Genomic DNA, 16,139 nt, shown 5'->3' with positions numbered 1-16,139 from the left:
TCGGGAGAGTTATAGGCTGCACCGGTGATTCGGGCTGTGATCGTGGACGTCGACGACACCCTGTGCCTCACCCAGGCCGCCTCGTTCGCTCTGGAAAACGAAGTTCTGGCGGAGATGGGCCGACCCCCGATGCCACGGCACGTGCACCTGTCCACCTGGGGCGAGCCGCTGCTGGACGCCATGCCCAAAAGGTCGCCCGGCCTCGACCTGCCCCGTTTCTCGGCGCTTCATCGGCGCGCGCTGGAACGGCACGTCGCCGACGGTCGCCTGGATCTCATCCCGCTGGAAAACCTGCGCGCGCTGGACGAGTTCGTGCGGAATGGCCGGGCGGTGTTCCTGCTGACGTCGCGGACCGAGGACGAGGTCCGGCACATGTTGGAGGCGGGTCACGTCCTGGCTGAACGGGTCAGCGGCATTTACCATGCCGGCAACACGCGGTTCCGCAAGCCGGATCCGCGGGCCTTCGACGAATTGCTGGCGGCGACGGGAATACCACCGCGCGAATGCGTCTATGTGGGGGATTCGCCCGGCGACGCATTGGCCGCCGGCGGTGCGGGCATACATTTCGTCGGCTGCCTGGAGAGCGGGGTCCGGAAACCGGCGGACTTCGACTCCCGCTACGTCGACGCCTTCATCGATGCCTTTTCCGACATCGTCGGTGTGGTCCGACAACTCGACCAGCTCACCGCCGACGCCCGCCCGGTGGCCGGCGAGCGGATGGCGCAGGAAACCAGCTGACGTCTGAGTACTAGGCTCGGTGGGTGCGGTTGATCACCGGGGACGACATGGCGGCGGCCGAGCGGCGCCTGGACGGGCGGGTGGTCCGCACCCCCCTGCTGGACGCGCCGGTCCTCGCCGCCGACCTGGGCCTCCGGCTGGCGGTGAAGGCTGAGAACCTCCAGCACACCGGCAGCTTCAAGGTCCGCGGCGCCACGAACGCGCTGCTCGCCCACGCCGAGCGCGCCGGCACACCGGCCGGGCTCGTGGCGTTCTCCGCCGGCAACCACGCGATCGCGGTGGCCCACGTGGCCCGCGCCGCCGGGCTGCCCGCGGTGGTCTGCATGCCGCCGCACGCGGTGCCCGGCAAGCTGGCCACGGTCCGCCGGCTGGGCGCCGAGGCGGTGCTCACCGACGACCTGCTGGCCACCGCCGAGAAGATCGCCGCCGAGCGCGGCTTCCACCTGCTCGCGCCCTTCGACGACCCGGATGTGATCGCCGGTCAGGCCACCGTCGGGCGGGAGATCCTGGCCGACGGCCCGCCCCCGGACCTGGTGCTCGTGCCGGTCGGTGGCGGCGGGCTGATCAGCGGGATCGCCGCGGCGGTCCGGGCCGGCTCACCGGGCACCCGGATCGTCGGCGTGGAGCCGGACGGGGCCAACGCCATGTCCTACGCGCTCCGGACCGGGACGCCCACCCCGCCGTTCCGCCCCGCCTCGGTCGCCGACGGCCTGGCCGCCCCGTTCGCCGGGCGGCACACCCTGGCGCACGTCCGGGCCCTGGTCGACGCGGTGGTCGAGGTGCCGGAGGCGGCCGTGCTGCCCGCCTGGGCCGAGCTGGTGGAGGCCACGAAGCTGCTGGTGGAGCCGGCCGCCGCGGTCACCCTGGCGGCGCTGCGGGCGGGGCTCGTGGAGGTGGCGCCCGGCGAGCGGACCGTCCTGGTGCTCAGCGGCGGCAACGTCGCGCCGGCCGTGCTGGCCACCCTCGGCTGACGGGTCGGACCGGCCGGCATCGCTCCGGCCGATTCAGACCGGCGACCGGCTCCGGCGGGCTCAGACCGGCCGGCGACCGGCTCCGGCGGATTCAGACCGGGCGGCGACCAGCCCCGGCGGGTTCAGACCGGGCGGCGACCGGCGAAGCCGCACTCCACGCGGTGGTACCAGCGGATGTCGGCGTCCCCCTCCAGCCAGCACCAGAGCACCGCCCGGCCGTCCCGCTCACCGGGGAAGTCGAGCAGCACCGGGGCGATCCCCTTGACCTGGATGCCGTGCTGGTGGAGCTCCTCCACGGCGGCGTGCAGCCGGGCCTCCAGGCCCTTCATCTCAGCCAGCCCGCCCAGGGCGCTCACCCCGTGGTCGGCCAGGTCGATCCGGAGTTCGGCCAGGTCGGCGCGGAGCCGGATCAGCTCGTCGACGCGCGGCCGCAGGGTGGCCACCAGGTGTCGCGCCTGGGCGAGAGTGAACACCGCGCCAGTATGGGCCACGCCGCCGGAGATCGACTCCGGCTCGCCGTGCCGGCGGGGCCCGGCGGGTCAGTCGGCCTGGGCGGCGAGTTGGCGGGCCCGGTCGCGGGCCGCCTCCAGGGCCGCCAGCATGGCCGCGCGGACGCCGTGGTTCTCCAGCTCCCGGATGGCGTTGATGGTGGTGCCGGCCGGCGAGGTGACCGCCTCGCGGAGCTTCACGGGGTGCTCGCCGGAGTCGCGCAGCATCACGGCCGAGCCGATGGCGGTCTGCACGATCAGGTCGTGCGCCACCTGCCGGGGCAGGCCGAGCAGGATGCCCGCGTCGATCATGGCCTCGACCAGCAGGTAGAAGTACGCCGGGCCGGAGCCGGAGAGCGCGGTCACCGCGTCCTGCTGGGATTCGGGCACCCGGAGGGTGGCGCCGAGCGGCTTGAACATCTCCTCGGCCAGGGCCAGGTGCGCGCCGGTGGCGTGCGCGCCGGGCGAGATCGCGCTCATCGCCTCGTCGACCAGGGCCGGGGTGTTGGTCATCACCCGGACCACCGGGGTGCCCTCGGGCAGCCGGCGGTTGAAGAAGGCGGTGGGCAGGCCGGCGCAGAGCGAGATGACCAGCTTGTCGGCGGGCACCTTGGGCCCGATCTCGTCCAGCAGCGCCGCCGCGTCCTGCGGTTTGACCGAGACGGCGAGCACCTCGGCCTCGTCCACCGCGGTCAGGTTGTCCACCACCCGGACGCCGTACCGGGCGGCCAGTTCCTCGGCGCGGGCGGGTCGCCGGGCGGTGGCGAGCAGCCGATCGACTGGCCAGCCGGAGCGGAGCAGCCCGGAGAGCATCAGCTCGCCGATCTTGCCCGCGCCGATCACCGCGACCGTGTGCACCTCGGGTGCCATGAGCCGTACCCCTCTCGTGGAGGCGCGGCGCGGCGGGCCCGTCGGGGACCCGCCGCGCCGCCCGCCGTCGGTCAGCTGCCGAAGAAGACCTCGGCCTCGGCGTACCGCTCCAGCGGCACGGTCTTCAGCTCCCGGGTGGCCTCGGCGAGGGGAACGCGGACGATGTCCGTGCTCTGCATCGCGACCATCTTGCCCCAGTCGCCCTCGTTCGCGGCGTCGATCGCGTGCAGGCCGAGCCGGGTGGCGAGCACCCGGTCGAACGCGGTCGGGGTGCCACCGCGCTGGATGTGGCCGAGCACCACGGTGCGGGCCTCCTTGCCGGTCTTCGCCTCCAGCTGCTCGGCGAGCCACTGGCCGATCCCGCCGAGGCGGACGTGGCCGAACGCGTCGAGCTCCTGGTTGTGCAGCACCATCTGGCCGTCCAGCGGCTGGGCGCCCTCGGCGACCACCACGATGGGGGCGTACTGGTGCTGGAAGCGCTTCTCGACGTAGCCGGCGACCTGCTCGACGTCGAACTGCCGCTCCGGCAGCAGGATCACGTTGGCGCCGCCGGCGAGGCCGGCGTGCAGGGCGATCCAGCCGGCGTGCCGGCCCATGACCTCGACGACCAGGGTGCGGTGGTGGCTCTCCGCCGTGGTGTGCAGCCGGTCGATCGCCTCCATGGCGATGTTCACGGCGGTGTCGAAGCCGAACGTGTAGTCGGTGGCGCCGAGGTCGTTGTCGATGGTCTTCGGCACGCCGATGACGTGGACGCCCAGCTCGTGGAGCTTGGTGGCGACCCCGAGGGTGTCCTCGCCGCCGATCGCGATCAGCGCGTCCACGCCCTGGGCGGCGAGGTTGTCTTTGATCCGCTCCACGCCGCCGTCGATCTTGAACGGGTTGGTGCGGGACGAGCCGAGGATGGTGCCGCCGCGCGGCAGGATGCCACGGACGTCCGCGATGCCCAGGGGCCTGGACAGGCCCTCCAGCGGGCCCTTCCAGCCGTCCCGGAAGCCCACGAACTCGTGACCGTAGGTGGCGACGCCCTTGCGGACCACCGCCCGAATCACCGCATTGAGACCAGGGCAGTCGCCGCCGCCGGTGAGCACGCCGATACGCATGATCTGCTCATCCTCCTGGAGCATCAGGTGAAGCCCGGATAAGCCCCAGGATATGTGTCAGATCAGACCATCGGCGCCGTTGCCGGCCCGGGGCGGGCCGTCACTGCGCACTGTAGTCGGCGTGGGTGCCCGCCGACACCGCGCCCCGGCCCGTCCCGGCCCCCGGACCGGCTACCGCTCAGTAGCCGACCTCGCGGTTCTCCCCCGCCTTCGGCGGCCGCCCGGTGACCGCCGCCCGGGCGAGGCCGAGCAGGTTCACCACGGCGCCGCCCGGCGCGTCCCAGTACTCGGCCGAGCCGGCGTGCACCCGGATCAGCGTGATGCCCGGGGTGTCCAGCCCGTCCGGGAACCAGGCCTTCAGCAGCGGGTTCCACAGCCGCTCGGCCCGGGCCCGGTCCCACTGCTCGACGGCGGTGCCGGCCACCGACACCCAGGCGTGGTGCCGCTGGTCGGAGAAACCGACGTTGACCTGCGGGTTGACCCGGATCTGGCGGATCTTCGCGGAGTCCGCGTACGCGAAGAACCAGAGGTCCCCGTCGAACTCCGCCTCCTGGAGCCCCATCGGGCGGCTGACCAGCCGCCCGTCGACTGCGGTGGTGGTCAGCAGGCAGATCCGCGCGTCCCGGATCAGCTCGGTGACCCGGCTGCGGCCGTCCTCGGCGCTGGTCGGCTGCTGGCTCATGCGCCCTCCCTCGCGATCGGTTCGACGCGAACCGTGCCCGGGACAGAAGCGGTCAAACCTGCCGAGAGGTCACCGGGCGGTCATGGCCCGCCAGCGGGCCAGGTTGTGCCGGGCGTCGACCAGCGCGTCGTGCCGGTCCGCCTCGGCGTCCGGCAGCCTCGGCCGGCCCCGGTCGTCCCAGAGCTGGCGCAGCTCCTTGGTGAACCGCGGGATCTCCCGGGGCAGCGCCGGCATCGCCCCCCAGAGCTGGGCCAGCACGACGTGGTCGTACGCCGCGTACCAGGCCCAGAGTTCCAGCTGCTCCCCCGGCCGGTCCCGGACGGGCGCCATCAGGAACTCGTGGAGGTCGTCGCGGATCCGCTCCCGGGACCGCCAGGCCCGGTCGGCCGGCGAGGGGAGCTTGTCGAGCACGTTGCGGCGCACCCAGGGCACCGCCCGGGAGTCGTCGAACTCGGTGGAGACCGCGTAGAACTCGCGGCCGTACTCGTCGACGACGCCGATCGACACCAGGTCGACGATCCGGCCGTCCTCGATGAACTCGCAGTCGTAGAAGTAGCGGTAGACCATCGGCACCATCCTCGCCCACCGCCGTCACCCGCCGGTCGCCGGGGCCGCCGCCGAGCCGGGAGCGCAGGCCACCGCAGCTGGGGACGGTCACGGAAGTGTCTCCAGGGGTGTACAGCACGCGACGGGACCGTCATGATCTGATGTGTACCGCTACCGGACGCCGAACCGGTTGAGATGCCTCGTGCCGGGGATGACAGGTTCACCCGGTGTGCGGGTTGTGGTCCTTGACCGGGGAGGGGTTGGGCCGTGGAGATGCGCCTTCCGGAGCCGGGTGACGCGCTCACGGGCGTCGAGATGTTCGCCGGGCTGGAGCCGGAGGTGCGGCAGCGGGTCATCGCCGCGGCGGTGCCGCGCACCTACCGCAAGGGGCAGTTGCTGTTCGTCGAGAACGACCCCGGCGAGTCGCTGATCGTGCTGCGCCGCGGCGCGGTCGCGGTGTTCCGCACGGCCCCGACCGGCGAGCGCGCGGTGCTGTCGGTCATCCGGCCGCCGGACGTGCTGGGCGAGGTCTCCCTGTTGGACGCCTCCACCCGGTCGGCGTCGGCCGAGGCGATCGAGGACTGCGCCGCGCTGGCGCTGTCCCGGCCGGCCTTCATGGAGCTGGTGCACTCCAACCCGCGCATCCTCGATGCGGTGATGCGCTCCCTCGGCCAGCTGATCCGGCGGCTCACCGAGCAGAACGCCGACCACGTCTTCCTCGACCTGCCCGGCCGGGTGGCCAAGACGCTGGTCCGGCTGGCCGGCGAGAGCCAGGCCCCGATGATCACCATCGAGCTCAACCAGAGCCAGCTCGCCGAGATGGCCGGCGGCTCGCGGCAGAGCGTCAACCAGGCCATCGGCTCCTTCGCCAGCCGGGGCTGGCTGCGCACCGAGGGCCGCCGGATCGTCGTCACCGACGTGGCCGCGCTGCGCCGCCGCGCGGGCATGAACGACCGCTGACCGCCGGCCCGCCGGCCGCCCTCTCCGCCACGCCTGGTCCGACCGTCCGTCCGGGGACGGCGTGAAACCTCCGCGTCCCCACACGCGGCTGCGCCGGCTGCCTCGGCAGCCGGCGTGACCGTGATGCGCGGTTCAGCGGGTCGGACCCGCCCAGTAGCCGGGTCCGGCCCAGCGACGGGTCGGGTCGACCGCCCCGCGGCCGGGACCCGCCCAGAAGCCGGGACCCGCCCAGTAGCCGGGCCCCGCCCAGTAGCCCGGGCCGGCCCAGCCCGTCGTCGTGTCGGCCTTGGCGTTCGTCGAGGTGGACATCGTGCCTCCCGTGGTTGTCGTCCTGGTTGCTGGCGCAGCACCGACACTAGGGAAGGGACGATCGGCGCAAAATAGACATATGTATACTAATCACTGCCCAAAGGGCCGTTGTCCTTCGTCGACGCCCGCTGCCAGGGTTGCCCGGCACGCCCCTGCCGTGGGGCCCCACCGGACAGATCCGCCGGAGCGAGGAGTTGACGGGCATGTCACTGATCCGCGGCAATATCGCCTTTCGTCGTTACTGGTCGGCGCGCCTGGTGTCGTACGCCGGCGACCAGCTCGCCCGCACCGCCCTGCTGATCGCGGCGTACGACACGCACGGGGGCACCGCCGTCGCCCTGCTGCTGCTGGCCACGACCGCGCCGCGACTGCTCGGGCCGCTGCTCGGCGCGCTCGCCGACCGGTTCGACCAGCGCCGGCTGATCGTCTGCTGCGACGTCGCCCAGGCGCTGCTCTATCTGACGGTGGCGCTGGTCATGCCGCCGCTGCCGGTGCTGCTCGCGGCGGTCACGGCCGCGACCGTGGCGGCCACCGCCTTCACCCCGGCCGGTCGCAGCCTGCTGCCCCGGCTCGTCGAGGCCGACCGGCTGCCGGCGGCCAACGCGCAACTCGCGGTCGGCATGAACATCGGCTTCGCCGCCGGCCCCGCCATCGGCGGCCTGCTCCTGGCCACGGTCGGGCTGACCACAACACTGCTCGTCGACGCGGCCACCTTCGTGCTGTCCGCGCTGCTGATCGGCGGGGTACGGCCGCTCTCCGCACCGGCGGCGTCCCGGACCGAACCGTTCCGCCAGGTGCTCGGCGCCGGGCTGCGGGTCGTGCGCGGCAGCGGCGTCGTCCGGGCCGTCTCGATCGGGTTCCTGGTGCTGGTGACGTTCGCGGCCCTGGACAACCTCGCGGTGATCCCGCTGGGCCGGACCGAACTCGGCGCCACCGAGGTGATGATCGGTCTGCTCGGCACCGCGTACGGCGTCGGCATGGTCGCCGGGCCGGCACTGCTCACCCGGGCCGGCCGTCGCACCAGGATGGACCTGCTGCTGTACTCGGCCCTGCTGGCTCTCGGCGTGGGGACGCTGGCCACCGGAGTGAGCCCGGCGATCGGGGTCGCCCTGCTCGGGCAGGCCCTGGCCGGGGCGGGGGCCGGCTGGCACCACGTGGCGGCGGACACCCTCATCCAGCAGAACGTGCCGGCCGAACGGCTGGGCGTGGTCTTCGGGACGGTCTACATGTTCCCGTACGCGGCCGAGGTGCTCGCATACCTCGCCGGGGCGTCACTGCTCGGGGCGATCGGGCCCCGCTGGCTGCTGGTCGTCTCCGCGGTCGGCATTCTCGCCACGCTGGCGCTGGTCGTACCGCTGCTCTCCCGCGCCCTCGGCGCCGGCGCGCGGCGGCGGTCCGATGTCGCGGCGGTCGCCTGACCCGCGGTGGACAGCCGATGGGGCCGGCGGGTCACCGCCGGCCCCATCGTCGGCGTCACTTCCCCGTGGTGTCGGCCGGCGGCGCGCTCGGGCCGGGGCCGATCTTCTTCGGGTCGGTCTCCTTGGTCGGTGTGGTCGTCGTGGTCTCGGTCGATCCCGTGCCCGGCTGCTCTACCATTCCCTTTTCCTCCAGTTCGGCGAGGGTGACGGCGTCGACGTCGACCGTGTCTCCCGGCGTCCACACCGTCCCTCGTGGATCGGTCCAGGAGGCGGACAGCCGGACGTGCACGGCACTCTCCCTGTCGACGGAACTTCCTGGTACGGAAGACTAGACCCGGCCGATCAGCCGTGACGTCCCGCCGACCCGTCGGGTACCCGACTGCGCGGTCGCGCGAGACGATGGGGACCTCACGCGTACGGAGCTGGACATCGACCTCACCTGTGGACACTGTTCCCGGACCGCCGGGCCGGACGACCGTTACTGCGGCGGCTGCGGCCGGCCCCTCGCGGCGACCTGCCCGGGCTGCGGTCACGCCAACAACGCCGAGGCGAACTTCTGCACCAACTGTGGGCAGCCGTTGCGCGACCACGCCGTCTCCGTGCAGGAGGACCGCCGGCAGGTCAGCGTGCTCTTCATCGACATCGTGGACTTCACCACCTACGCCGAACGGGCCGACCCGGAACAGGCTCGCGGGCTCCAGCAGGCGTACTTCGGCACGGTGCGCCGGCTGGTGCACCAGTACGGCGGTGTGGTCGAGAAGTACATCGGCGACGCGGTGATGGCGCTGTTCGGGGCGCCCGTGGCGACGGACAACGACGCGCTGCGGTGCGTACGGGCGGCGTTGGAGCTGCAACGGAGCCTGGCCCGGCAGCCGGCCGGCCCGCACCCGCCGCTCGGCTTCCGGGTCGGCATCGCCACCGGCGAGGCCCTGGTCGACCTGGCCGCCGCCCGCGACGGCGGCCAGGCGTTCGTCACCGGTGACGTGGTCAACACCGCGTCCCGGTTGCAGGGGTTGGCCCCCGCCGGCGGCGTCGTGGTCGACGAGAGCACCTGGGCGGCCACCCGGCACGAGATGGAGTACGCCGACCAGGCGCCCGTCACGCTGCGGGGGCGGTCCGCGGTCACCCGGATCTGGTTGGCCGTCCGCGCCCGGCCCCGGCGCGACGGACAGACCGCCGAGCTGACCCCGATGGTCGACCGGGACCACGAGCGGGGCCTGCTGGTCAGCGCGCTGCACCGCACCGTCACCGAGCGCACCTCCCAGCTGCTGACCGTGTTCGGTCCGGCCGGGGTGGGCAAGAGCCGGCTGCTGCGCGAGCTGGCCCGGCACGCGGCGAACCTGCCCGGCGCGCGGGTGACCTGGCTGATCGGCCACTGCCCGCCGTTCGGGGAGAACGTCACCTACGCCGCCCTGGCCGACATCGTCCGGAGCTGGATCGGGCTGCCCGACTCCGACGATCCCGCCGCCATGCGCGAACGCCTGCGGGACCGGCTGGGCCGGCTGGCCGACCCGCACGCGGCGCGGCTGGCCGAGGCGTTGGGCCCGCTGGTCGGCGTGTCCGGCGAGCGGCTCACCTCCGCCGAGACCGAGGCGGCGTGGCGGCGGTTCCTGCTCACGCTGGCCGCGACCGGCCCCACGGTGCTCGTCTTCGAGGACATGCACTGGGCGGACGAGACGATGCTCTCCTTCGTCGAGCAGCTCGGCGCGGCCGCCCGCAACGTGCCGCTGCTGGTGATCGCGACCGCCCGCCCGGAGCTGCGGGAGCGGCATCCGGCGTGGACGGGCACGATCAGCGGCGCGATGTCCATCTCGGTGCCGCCCATGCACGACGGGGACATCGACACCCTCTACTCACTGCTGCTCGGCCACGCCACCCTGCCGGAGGAGGCCCGCGGGCCGCTGCTCGAGTTCGCCGACGGCAATCCGCTGTACGCCCAGGAGTACGCGCGGATGCTGCTCGACGGCGGGCTCGTCGACCGGACGACGGCCCTCCCGCCGTTGGACCCGATGGGCGGGACGGGGATGCCGCGTACCGTCCAGGCGGTCATCGCCAACCGGCTGGATCTGCTCGACGCGGCCGACCGGGCGGTCCTCCAGGCGGCCTCGGTCGTGGGTGTGCAGTTCTGGGCGGCGCCGGTGGCCCTGGCCCTGGGCCGGCCCGGGGAGTGGGTGGAGCGGGCACTGCACCGTCTCCAGCGCCGCGACCTCGTCTACGAGCTGCCCGCCTCGACCATGCCGGGCCAGCCCGAGTACCGGTTCCGGCACATCCTGGTGCGGGACGTGTGCTACCAGCGACTGCCCCGGGCGGAACGGGTAGCCCGGCACCAGCGCACCGCCGACTGGCTCGAGCAGCTCGCCGACGGACGGCAGCACGACCTGGCCGAGGTGCTGGCCAACCACCGGTGGTCGGCGCACGAGATCGCCCGCACGGTCGGCCTGGACCCGGCGCCGTACGCCCGGGCCACCCGGACCGCGCTGCACCGGGCCGCCCGCCGGGCGTACGCGCTGCACGCGCTGGACACCGCGGCCACGCTGGTCGGCCGCGCGCTGGCGGTGGAGTGCGGACCGGATCCGTCGCTGGAGCTGTTCGAGGCGGAGCTGGCGTTCTACCGGGACCGCGACGGGTTCCTGGTGGGCGGCGGCTCCGATCTGCTCACCTCCCTGGCGGACCGGCTGGCGGGTGCGGGCGACCTGCCGGGCGCGGCGAAGGCGTGGCGGTTGCTGGCCACCGCGGCGTGGGCCCGGGCGGACCGGTCGGAGACGCTGCGCTGCCTGGACCGGGCGATCCGGTTGCACGCCGAGCTGCCGGACAGCGAGGACAAGGTCGGTGCCCTGCTGGAGCTGGCGCGGATGCACATGCTCGACGCGGAGGCCGAGCCCGCGTGCGCCGCCGCCAGGGCCGCCGCCGAACTGGCCGAGCGGCTGGAGCTGCGTGAGGCGCGGGCGAACGCCCGGATCACCCTGGCGGTGGCGCGCTACCAGGCCGGCGTCGAGGGGGCGTACGCCGAGCTCGCCGAGGTGACCGAGGAGTGCCGGGTGGAGCGGCTGACCAGCCGCCGGCGTGCGGTGCACAACCTTGCCTGGGCGTTGCAGGAGGAGGGCGACCTGACCGGCTCGGCCCGCCTCGTCGACGAGCAACGGTCGCTGGACCTGGCCGGCGAGCACGGCCTCACGGTCAGCTTCGCCGACCAGTGGACCCGGTCCTACTACAGCGGGGACTGGACGGCGGCGTTGCGGATGGCCGAGGGGTCGACCCGACGCCCGACCGACGAATGGGACCTGCACATCGTGGCGGTCTCCGGCTGGATCCGCGCGCTGGGCGACGCGCCCCCCGGTGACGGCACGGACGGCGGCACCGACCTGGTGGACCAGGCGCTGGTCGCCGCCCGGCGCAGCGGCTTCCTCCGGGTGCTGCGGTCCACCGTGGCGCACGCCGCGTTGTGCCGGGCGGTGCAGGGCCGGCGCGACGAGGCGCTGGAGCTGCTCGCCGAACTCGACGCCGACTGGCGGCGGACCCGGATGATCCCGTTCGCGGAGTGGGTGCCGGCGGTCGGCCACGTGGCGGGGGTGCTCGGTGGTGACGCGGCGCTCCTGGTGCGGGACCTGCTGGCCCGCGCCCCACGCACGACGCGCTGGGCGCGGGCGGCCGGCCGGTCCGCCGACGCGGCGCTGGCCCGACGGGACGGCGACCCCCGGCGCGCCGCGAGCCTGTTCAGCGCGGCGGCGGAGAGCTACGCGGAGATGACCGACGCCACCGACCACGTCATCGCGGCCGCCCTCGCGGTGGGGCCGCTGGCCGAGGTCGATCCGGCGGCCGCCGCGGAGACGCTCGGACGGGTGCGCGCCTTCGCGGAACGGCACGCCGCGGCCGGCCTGCTCCGGATCGCCGGGGCCGGCTGACGTCAGGCGGGCACCGGCTCCCGGAGCGGCCGGGCCTTCGCCTTCTGCGCGTACACGTCCACGTACTCGCGGCCGGAGAGTTCCATGAGCTCGTACATGATCTCGTCGGTGACGGCGCGCTCGACGAACCGGTCGCCGGACATCCCGGCGTAGCGGGAGAAGTCGAGCGGGGCGCCGAAGCGGATCCGCACCCGGCCCAGGTTGGGGATGATCTGACCGGTCGGCTGGATGGCGTCGGAGTTGAGCATGGCCATCGGCACGACCGGGGCGCCGCTCTCCAGGGCGAGCCGGGCCACCCCGGTCTTGCCCCGGTAGAGCCGGCCGTCGGGCGAGCGGGTGCCCTCCGGATAGATGCCCGCGATGCCGCCGGAGCGCAGCACCCCGAGCTGGGTGTCCAGGGCGGCGCGGGCCGCCCGCCCGCCGGTGCGGTCGACCGGGATGGTGCCGGAGCCGACGAAGAACATCTTGGTCAGCCAGCCCTTGAGGCCCTTACCGGTGAAGTATTCGGCTTTCGCGATGAATGTAACTTTTCGCTTGACGATCAGCGGGGTGAAGATCGAGTCCGAGAACGAGAGGTGGTTGCTGGCCAGGATCACCGGGCCGGCCTCCGGGACGTTCTCCAGCCCCTCCACCTGCGGGCGGAAGATCAACCTCAGCAGCGGGCCGAGGATGATGTACTTCAGCAGCCAGTACAGCACCGGGGTCCTTCCAGGCGGGAGCGGTGGCGGGTCACGATCACCGGGCCTCCGGGACCGTGCCCGGGGCGCCGTCGGCGAGCGGGACTGTCGGGGAAGAGCGTACGAACAGGGAGCGGCACGCCACAACGCACTCCCGGAACCGGGTCCCGACGTGTCAGGATTCAGGGCACGACGATGCGGCGAAGGGGGTGTCCGGTGTCAGGGGGTGGGCCCCGTCGGGGACGGCGGGACAACGGGCTCGACGCGGCCGAGTACGCGGTCGCGGGCGACGTCGATCCACGCGTCGGTGAGCATCTGCTCGACGTGCTCGCCGCGGGCGGGATCGCCGCCTACCTCCAGCCCTCGGCCGACCTCAACCCGGTGACCCGCACCACCACCGTCCCGTCCCGCCCGATCGACCGGCTCTACGTCGACCGCTCCCACCTGACCACCGCCCGCGACTACCTCACCCAGCTCACCGACGAGGAGGGCCGCGAGCCGGCCCGGGACGACGAGCCGGACATCGAGGCCGAGTGGGCGAAGATCGTCGCCGGTTTCCACACCGCGCCGAGCGCCGGCAGCCACCCCTGGCCGGCCTCCGAGGACGTCGACGAGCCGGTGGACCCGACCACCCCGGCCGGCGGCGCGCCGGGCCGCGCCGAGGAGACCGCCGGCCCGACCGCCACCGACGTGCGCCGGCTGCCCTACGCGGCGGACGTCTCCGGCGTCTCGCTGAGCCGCGGGCGGCAGGACGAGCCCTCGCTCCTGGACGGCCTGGACACCTTCGGCGCCGACCTGCCCGGCGACGAGGACGAGGAGCACTTCACCCCGCCACCGCCGCCCCCGCTGCCGCGCTTCTCGAAGTACGCGGTGCTGGGCGTGCTCTGCATCGTGGTGGGGTTCCTGCTCTTCCTGTCGCCCACCGTGCTGTCGGTGGTCGACCCGTCGGTGGTGACCCTGCTCGGCTTCACCGGCATCCTGGCCGGCTTCGTGATGCTGATCTGGCGGCTGCGCCCCGGCGACTCCGACGAGCACGACCCGGACGACGGCGCGGTCGTCTGACCCGGCGGGCACCCGCCGCCCGCATGGCGGGACACGCGCGTACCGGGCCGACCGCGTAACAGGGGTGTAACTTACTGTCAGTAGGAATACCGCTGAACGTCACTTCCCGCACCGGCTGTCCGGGTCGTGCGCCTCCTCCGGTCGCCGGTCCTCTGCAGATCGGAATGCCCGAGATGCGACAGAGTCCCCTCGTGGTGGTGGCCAACCGCCTCCCCATCGACGACAGTGTGGCGCCGGACGGCGCCTTCGAGTGGCGCCGCAGCCCCGGCGGCCTCATGAACGCCCTGCACCCCCTGCTCCGGCACACCCCGGCGACCTGGGTGGGCTGGGCCGGCGGCACCGGCCCGGCCCCGCACCTGCCCGACGTGGACGGGGTCCGGATGCGCGCCGTCGCGCTCAACGGCGACGACTTCCGCGACCACTACGAGGGCTTCGCCAACGCCACCCTCTGGCCGCTCTACCACGACGCCGTCGAGCAGCCCGAGTACCACCGGCGCTGGTGGGAGGCGTACCAGCGGGTCAACCAGCGGTTCGCCGAGGCCGCCGCCGAGGTGGCGGAGCCCGGCGGCCTGGTCTGGGTGCAGGACTACCACCTCCAGCTCGTGCCGGGGCTGCTCCGCGACCTCCGTCCCGACCTGCGGATCGGCTTCTTCCTGCACGTGCCGTTCCCGCCGCCGGAGCTGTTCATGCAGCTCCCCCGCCGGGCCGAGCTGCTGCGCGGGATGCTCGGCGCCGACCTGATCGGCTTCCAGCGGGCCCAGGCCGCGCACAACTTCGCCCAGCTCGCGACGAAGGTGCTCGACCTGCCCGCCACCGACCGGCGGATCGGCGTCGGCGAGCGGGTGGTCCGGATCGGCGCGTTCCCGGTCTCCATCGACGCCGCCGAGATGGGTGCGCTCGCCGCCCGGCCCGACGTCGCCGACCGGGCCCGGCGGCTGCGCCAGGATCTCGGCGACCCGGAGCGGGTCATCCTCAGCGTCGACCGGATGGACTACACCAAGGGCATCGAGCAGCGGCTCAAGGCCTACCACGAGCTGCTGACCAGCGGGGACGTCAAGGTCCGGGACACCGTGCTCGTGCAGGTGGTGGTGCCCAGCCGGGACCGGGTGGCCCAGTACCAGATCCTCCGCGACCGGGTGGAGCACCAGGTCGGCCGGATCAACGGCGAGTTCGGCCGGGTCGGCGAACCGGCGATCCACTACCTCAGCCAGCCCTTCGACCGCACCGAGCTGGTCGCCCTCTACCGGATCGCCGACGTGATGGCGGTGACCCCGCTGCGCGACGGGATGAACCTGGTGGCCAAGGAGTACGTGGCCGCCCGGGTCGACGGCACCGGGGCGCTGCTGCTCAGCGAGTTCGCCGGGGCGGCCGCCGAGCTGGAGGAGGCGTACCTGGTCAACCCGCACGACCTGGACGGGCTCAAGGCCGCGCTGCTGGCCGCCCTGCGGGCCGCGCCCGAGGACGTCGCGGCCCGGATGCGGGCCATGCGGGAGCACCTGGGCCGCAACGACATCCACGCCTGGGCCAGGTCCTACCTGCGCGCCCTGGACGAGAGCGGGTCGCTGGTCACCCGGCTCACCGGCACCGAGTGACCCGCGCCCGCGCTCACCCGTGGGCGGGCGCCGGGTCCTTCTCCAGCCAGTCGAGGATCGCGTCGACCGGCTCCCGCCAGCGGGCGTCGAGCATCAGGTCGTGCCCCATGCCGGGAAACAGCAGCGGGGCCGAGGCGTAGCGGCGGGCCGCCCGGGTCAGCGCGGCCGGCGGCACCACCCGGTCGTCGGGGCTGCCCAGCACCAGCACCGGTGGGCGGCCCACCGCCGGCTCCGGCTGCCGCCCGGTGAGCAGCTGCCACTGCGCCCGGCGGCCGGCCCGGCCCAGCCGGGCGAGGTGCCGGCGCGCGTCGGCGTCGGGCAGTTCCCGGCTGAACAGCTGCCGGCGGTTCAGGCGCAGCCCGGCGCCGAACACCGCGGGCACGGTCCCGGCGGGGTTGCGGCGCAGCGCCGTGCCGAGGGTGCCCCAGCCGCCGAGCACCGGCGCCACCAGCACCGCCGCCCGGGCCGGGTAGCGGGCGAGCGCGTGCGCGACCACCCGGGCACCGGCGCCGTGCCCCACCAGCACCGCCTGCCGCGGCAGGCTCGCCGCCACCTGGACCACGTCATGGGTGTACGCCCGCAGCGTCGCCCCCGGCGCCGGCTCGCTGCCGCCGTGCCCGCGCAGGCTCAGCGCGTACGCCGGGAAGCCGCGGCCGGCGGCGTGCCCCAGCCAGTGCTCGGCGAACGCCCACGCCCCGTGCCCGAACCCGGGCACGAACAGCAGCGGAGGCTTCGCCTGGTCCTGCTCGGGCACCGCGGCGACGACCTCGCGGCGGGCCGGCCGCTCCGGACGGGCCCACTCCCAGCCCCGGACGACCCGCATG

The 16,139-nt window shown here is 74.0% G+C and carries 16 protein-coding genes; 7 read left to right on the top strand and 9 right to left on the bottom strand.

Annotated features, from left to right (window positions below):
- The first annotated feature begins 24 nt into the window (after positions 1 to 24).
- Entirely contained in the window at positions 25 to 738 is a 714-nt protein-coding gene (locus ABZ452_RS07185) for an HAD-IA family hydrolase (protein ID WP_357939816.1), read from the top strand.
- 23 nt (positions 739 to 761) lie between these two features.
- On the top strand, positions 762 to 1,709 hold the full coding sequence (locus tag ABZ452_RS07180) for a threonine/serine dehydratase (protein WP_357939814.1): 948 nt from the start codon (positions 762 to 764) through the stop codon (positions 1,707 to 1,709).
- A gap of 122 nt (positions 1,710 to 1,831) precedes the next feature.
- On the opposite strand, the gene ABZ452_RS07175 is transcribed toward ABZ452_RS07180, so the two are convergent.
- The 5 genes from ABZ452_RS07175 to ABZ452_RS07155 form a co-directional block, all read right to left on the bottom strand.
- Positions 1,832 to 2,182 carry a DUF2203 domain-containing protein gene (locus tag ABZ452_RS07175; protein WP_357939812.1) on the bottom strand — a complete coding sequence of 117 codons (351 nt, stop codon included), beginning with the start codon at positions 2,180 to 2,182 and terminating at the stop codon, positions 1,832 to 1,834.
- 66 nt (positions 2,183 to 2,248) lie between these two features.
- Positions 2,249 to 3,067, bottom strand: a complete 819-nt coding sequence (gene proC / locus ABZ452_RS07170) for a pyrroline-5-carboxylate reductase (RefSeq protein ID WP_357939810.1) — start codon at positions 3,065 to 3,067, stop codon at positions 2,249 to 2,251.
- A gap of 71 nt (positions 3,068 to 3,138) precedes the next feature.
- On the bottom strand, positions 3,139 to 4,167 hold the full coding sequence (locus ABZ452_RS07165; protein WP_151461234.1) for a 6-phosphofructokinase: 1,029 nt from the start codon (positions 4,165 to 4,167) through the stop codon (positions 3,139 to 3,141).
- Positions 4,168 to 4,345: 178 nt separating this feature from the next.
- Positions 4,346 to 4,849 carry a pyridoxamine 5'-phosphate oxidase family protein gene (locus ABZ452_RS07160; protein ID WP_357939808.1) on the bottom strand — a complete coding sequence of 168 codons (504 nt, stop codon included), beginning with the start codon at positions 4,847 to 4,849 and terminating at the stop codon, positions 4,346 to 4,348.
- Between the two features lie 69 nt (positions 4,850 to 4,918).
- Positions 4,919 to 5,416 (bottom strand): polyadenylate-specific 3'-exoribonuclease AS, encoded by a 498-nt coding sequence (locus ABZ452_RS07155; RefSeq protein WP_357940068.1) that lies wholly within the window; start codon positions 5,414 to 5,416, stop codon positions 4,919 to 4,921.
- Between the two features lie 246 nt (positions 5,417 to 5,662).
- Between ABZ452_RS07155 and ABZ452_RS07150 the strand changes: the two genes are divergently transcribed.
- Complete coding sequence (locus ABZ452_RS07150) at positions 5,663 to 6,355, top strand: Crp/Fnr family transcriptional regulator (RefSeq protein ID WP_091268212.1); 693 nt, start codon at positions 5,663 to 5,665, stop codon at positions 6,353 to 6,355.
- Between the two features lie 132 nt (positions 6,356 to 6,487).
- Here ABZ452_RS07150 and ABZ452_RS07145 read toward each other — a convergent pair whose 3' ends face one another.
- The gene (locus ABZ452_RS07145; RefSeq protein WP_357939806.1) at positions 6,488 to 6,664 is read right to left on the bottom strand and encodes a hypothetical protein; all 177 of its coding nucleotides are present in this window, start codon (positions 6,662 to 6,664) and stop codon (positions 6,488 to 6,490) included.
- Between the two features lie 203 nt (positions 6,665 to 6,867).
- On the opposite strand from ABZ452_RS07145, the gene ABZ452_RS07140 reads away from it, so the two are divergent.
- Positions 6,868 to 8,082: an MFS transporter gene (locus ABZ452_RS07140; protein WP_357939804.1), complete on the top strand. Its 1,215-nt coding sequence runs from the start codon at positions 6,868 to 6,870 to the stop codon at positions 8,080 to 8,082.
- 55 nt (positions 8,083 to 8,137) lie between these two features.
- Here ABZ452_RS07140 and ABZ452_RS07135 read toward each other — a convergent pair whose 3' ends face one another.
- Positions 8,138 to 8,371 carry a hypothetical protein gene (locus ABZ452_RS07135; protein ID WP_151461220.1) on the bottom strand — a complete coding sequence of 78 codons (234 nt, stop codon included), beginning with the start codon at positions 8,369 to 8,371 and terminating at the stop codon, positions 8,138 to 8,140.
- Positions 8,372 to 8,504: 133 nt separating this feature from the next.
- Here ABZ452_RS07135 and ABZ452_RS07130 point away from each other — a divergent pair, with 133 nt between their 5' ends.
- Positions 8,505 to 11,984: an adenylate/guanylate cyclase domain-containing protein gene (locus tag ABZ452_RS07130; RefSeq protein WP_357940066.1), complete on the top strand. Its 3,480-nt coding sequence runs from the start codon at positions 8,505 to 8,507 to the stop codon at positions 11,982 to 11,984.
- A gap of 2 nt (positions 11,985 to 11,986) precedes the next feature.
- Here ABZ452_RS07130 and ABZ452_RS07125 read toward each other — a convergent pair whose 3' ends face one another.
- Complete coding sequence (locus ABZ452_RS07125) at positions 11,987 to 12,682, bottom strand: lysophospholipid acyltransferase family protein (protein WP_357939802.1); 696 nt, start codon at positions 12,680 to 12,682, stop codon at positions 11,987 to 11,989.
- Positions 12,683 to 12,877: 195 nt separating this feature from the next.
- On the opposite strand from ABZ452_RS07125, the gene ABZ452_RS07120 reads away from it, so the two are divergent.
- Positions 12,878 to 13,723, top strand: coding sequence for a DUF308 domain-containing protein (locus ABZ452_RS07120; protein ID WP_357939800.1), 846 nt, complete (start codon positions 12,878 to 12,880; stop codon positions 13,721 to 13,723).
- 173 nt (positions 13,724 to 13,896) lie between these two features.
- The gene (locus tag ABZ452_RS07115; protein ID WP_357939798.1) at positions 13,897 to 15,315 is read left to right on the top strand and encodes a trehalose-6-phosphate synthase; all 1,419 of its coding nucleotides are present in this window, start codon (positions 13,897 to 13,899) and stop codon (positions 15,313 to 15,315) included.
- 13 nt (positions 15,316 to 15,328) lie between these two features.
- Here ABZ452_RS07115 and ABZ452_RS07110 read toward each other — a convergent pair whose 3' ends face one another.
- The gene (locus ABZ452_RS07110; protein WP_357940064.1) at positions 15,329 to 16,138 is read right to left on the bottom strand and encodes an alpha/beta fold hydrolase; all 810 of its coding nucleotides are present in this window, start codon (positions 16,136 to 16,138) and stop codon (positions 15,329 to 15,331) included.
- Position 16,139: the final 1 nt, after the last annotated feature.

Origin of the sequence: Micromonospora sp. NPDC005707, assembly GCF_040631005.1 — a bacterium.
Lineage (GTDB): Bacteria > Actinomycetota > Actinomycetes > Mycobacteriales > Micromonosporaceae > Micromonospora.
The sequence above is the reverse complement of the archived record's forward strand: the minus strand, read 5'-3'. Positions and strand labels throughout refer to the sequence as shown.

Coding starts and splice junctions, on each gene's coding strand:
- proC (WP_357939810.1), bottom strand. CDS start 3,067: ATGGCACCCGAGGTGCACACGGTCGCGGTGATCGGCGCGGGCAAGATC.
- ABZ452_RS07140 (WP_357939804.1), top strand. CDS start 6,868: ATGTCACTGATCCGCGGCAATATCGCCTTTCGTCGTTACTGGTCGGCG.
- ABZ452_RS07165 (WP_151461234.1), bottom strand. CDS start 4,167: ATGCGTATCGGCGTGCTCACCGGCGGCGGCGACTGCCCTGGTCTCAAT.
- ABZ452_RS07110 (WP_357940064.1), bottom strand. CDS start 16,138: ATGCGGGTCGTCCGGGGCTGGGAGTGGGCCCGTCCGGAGCGGCCGGCC.
- ABZ452_RS07155 (WP_357940068.1), bottom strand. CDS start 5,416: ATGGTCTACCGCTACTTCTACGACTGCGAGTTCATCGAGGACGGCCGG.
- ABZ452_RS07145 (WP_357939806.1), bottom strand. CDS start 6,664: ATGTCCACCTCGACGAACGCCAAGGCCGACACGACGACGGGCTGGGCC.
- ABZ452_RS07160 (WP_357939808.1), bottom strand. CDS start 4,849: ATGAGCCAGCAGCCGACCAGCGCCGAGGACGGCCGCAGCCGGGTCACC.
- ABZ452_RS07115 (WP_357939798.1), top strand. CDS start 13,897: ATGCGACAGAGTCCCCTCGTGGTGGTGGCCAACCGCCTCCCCATCGAC.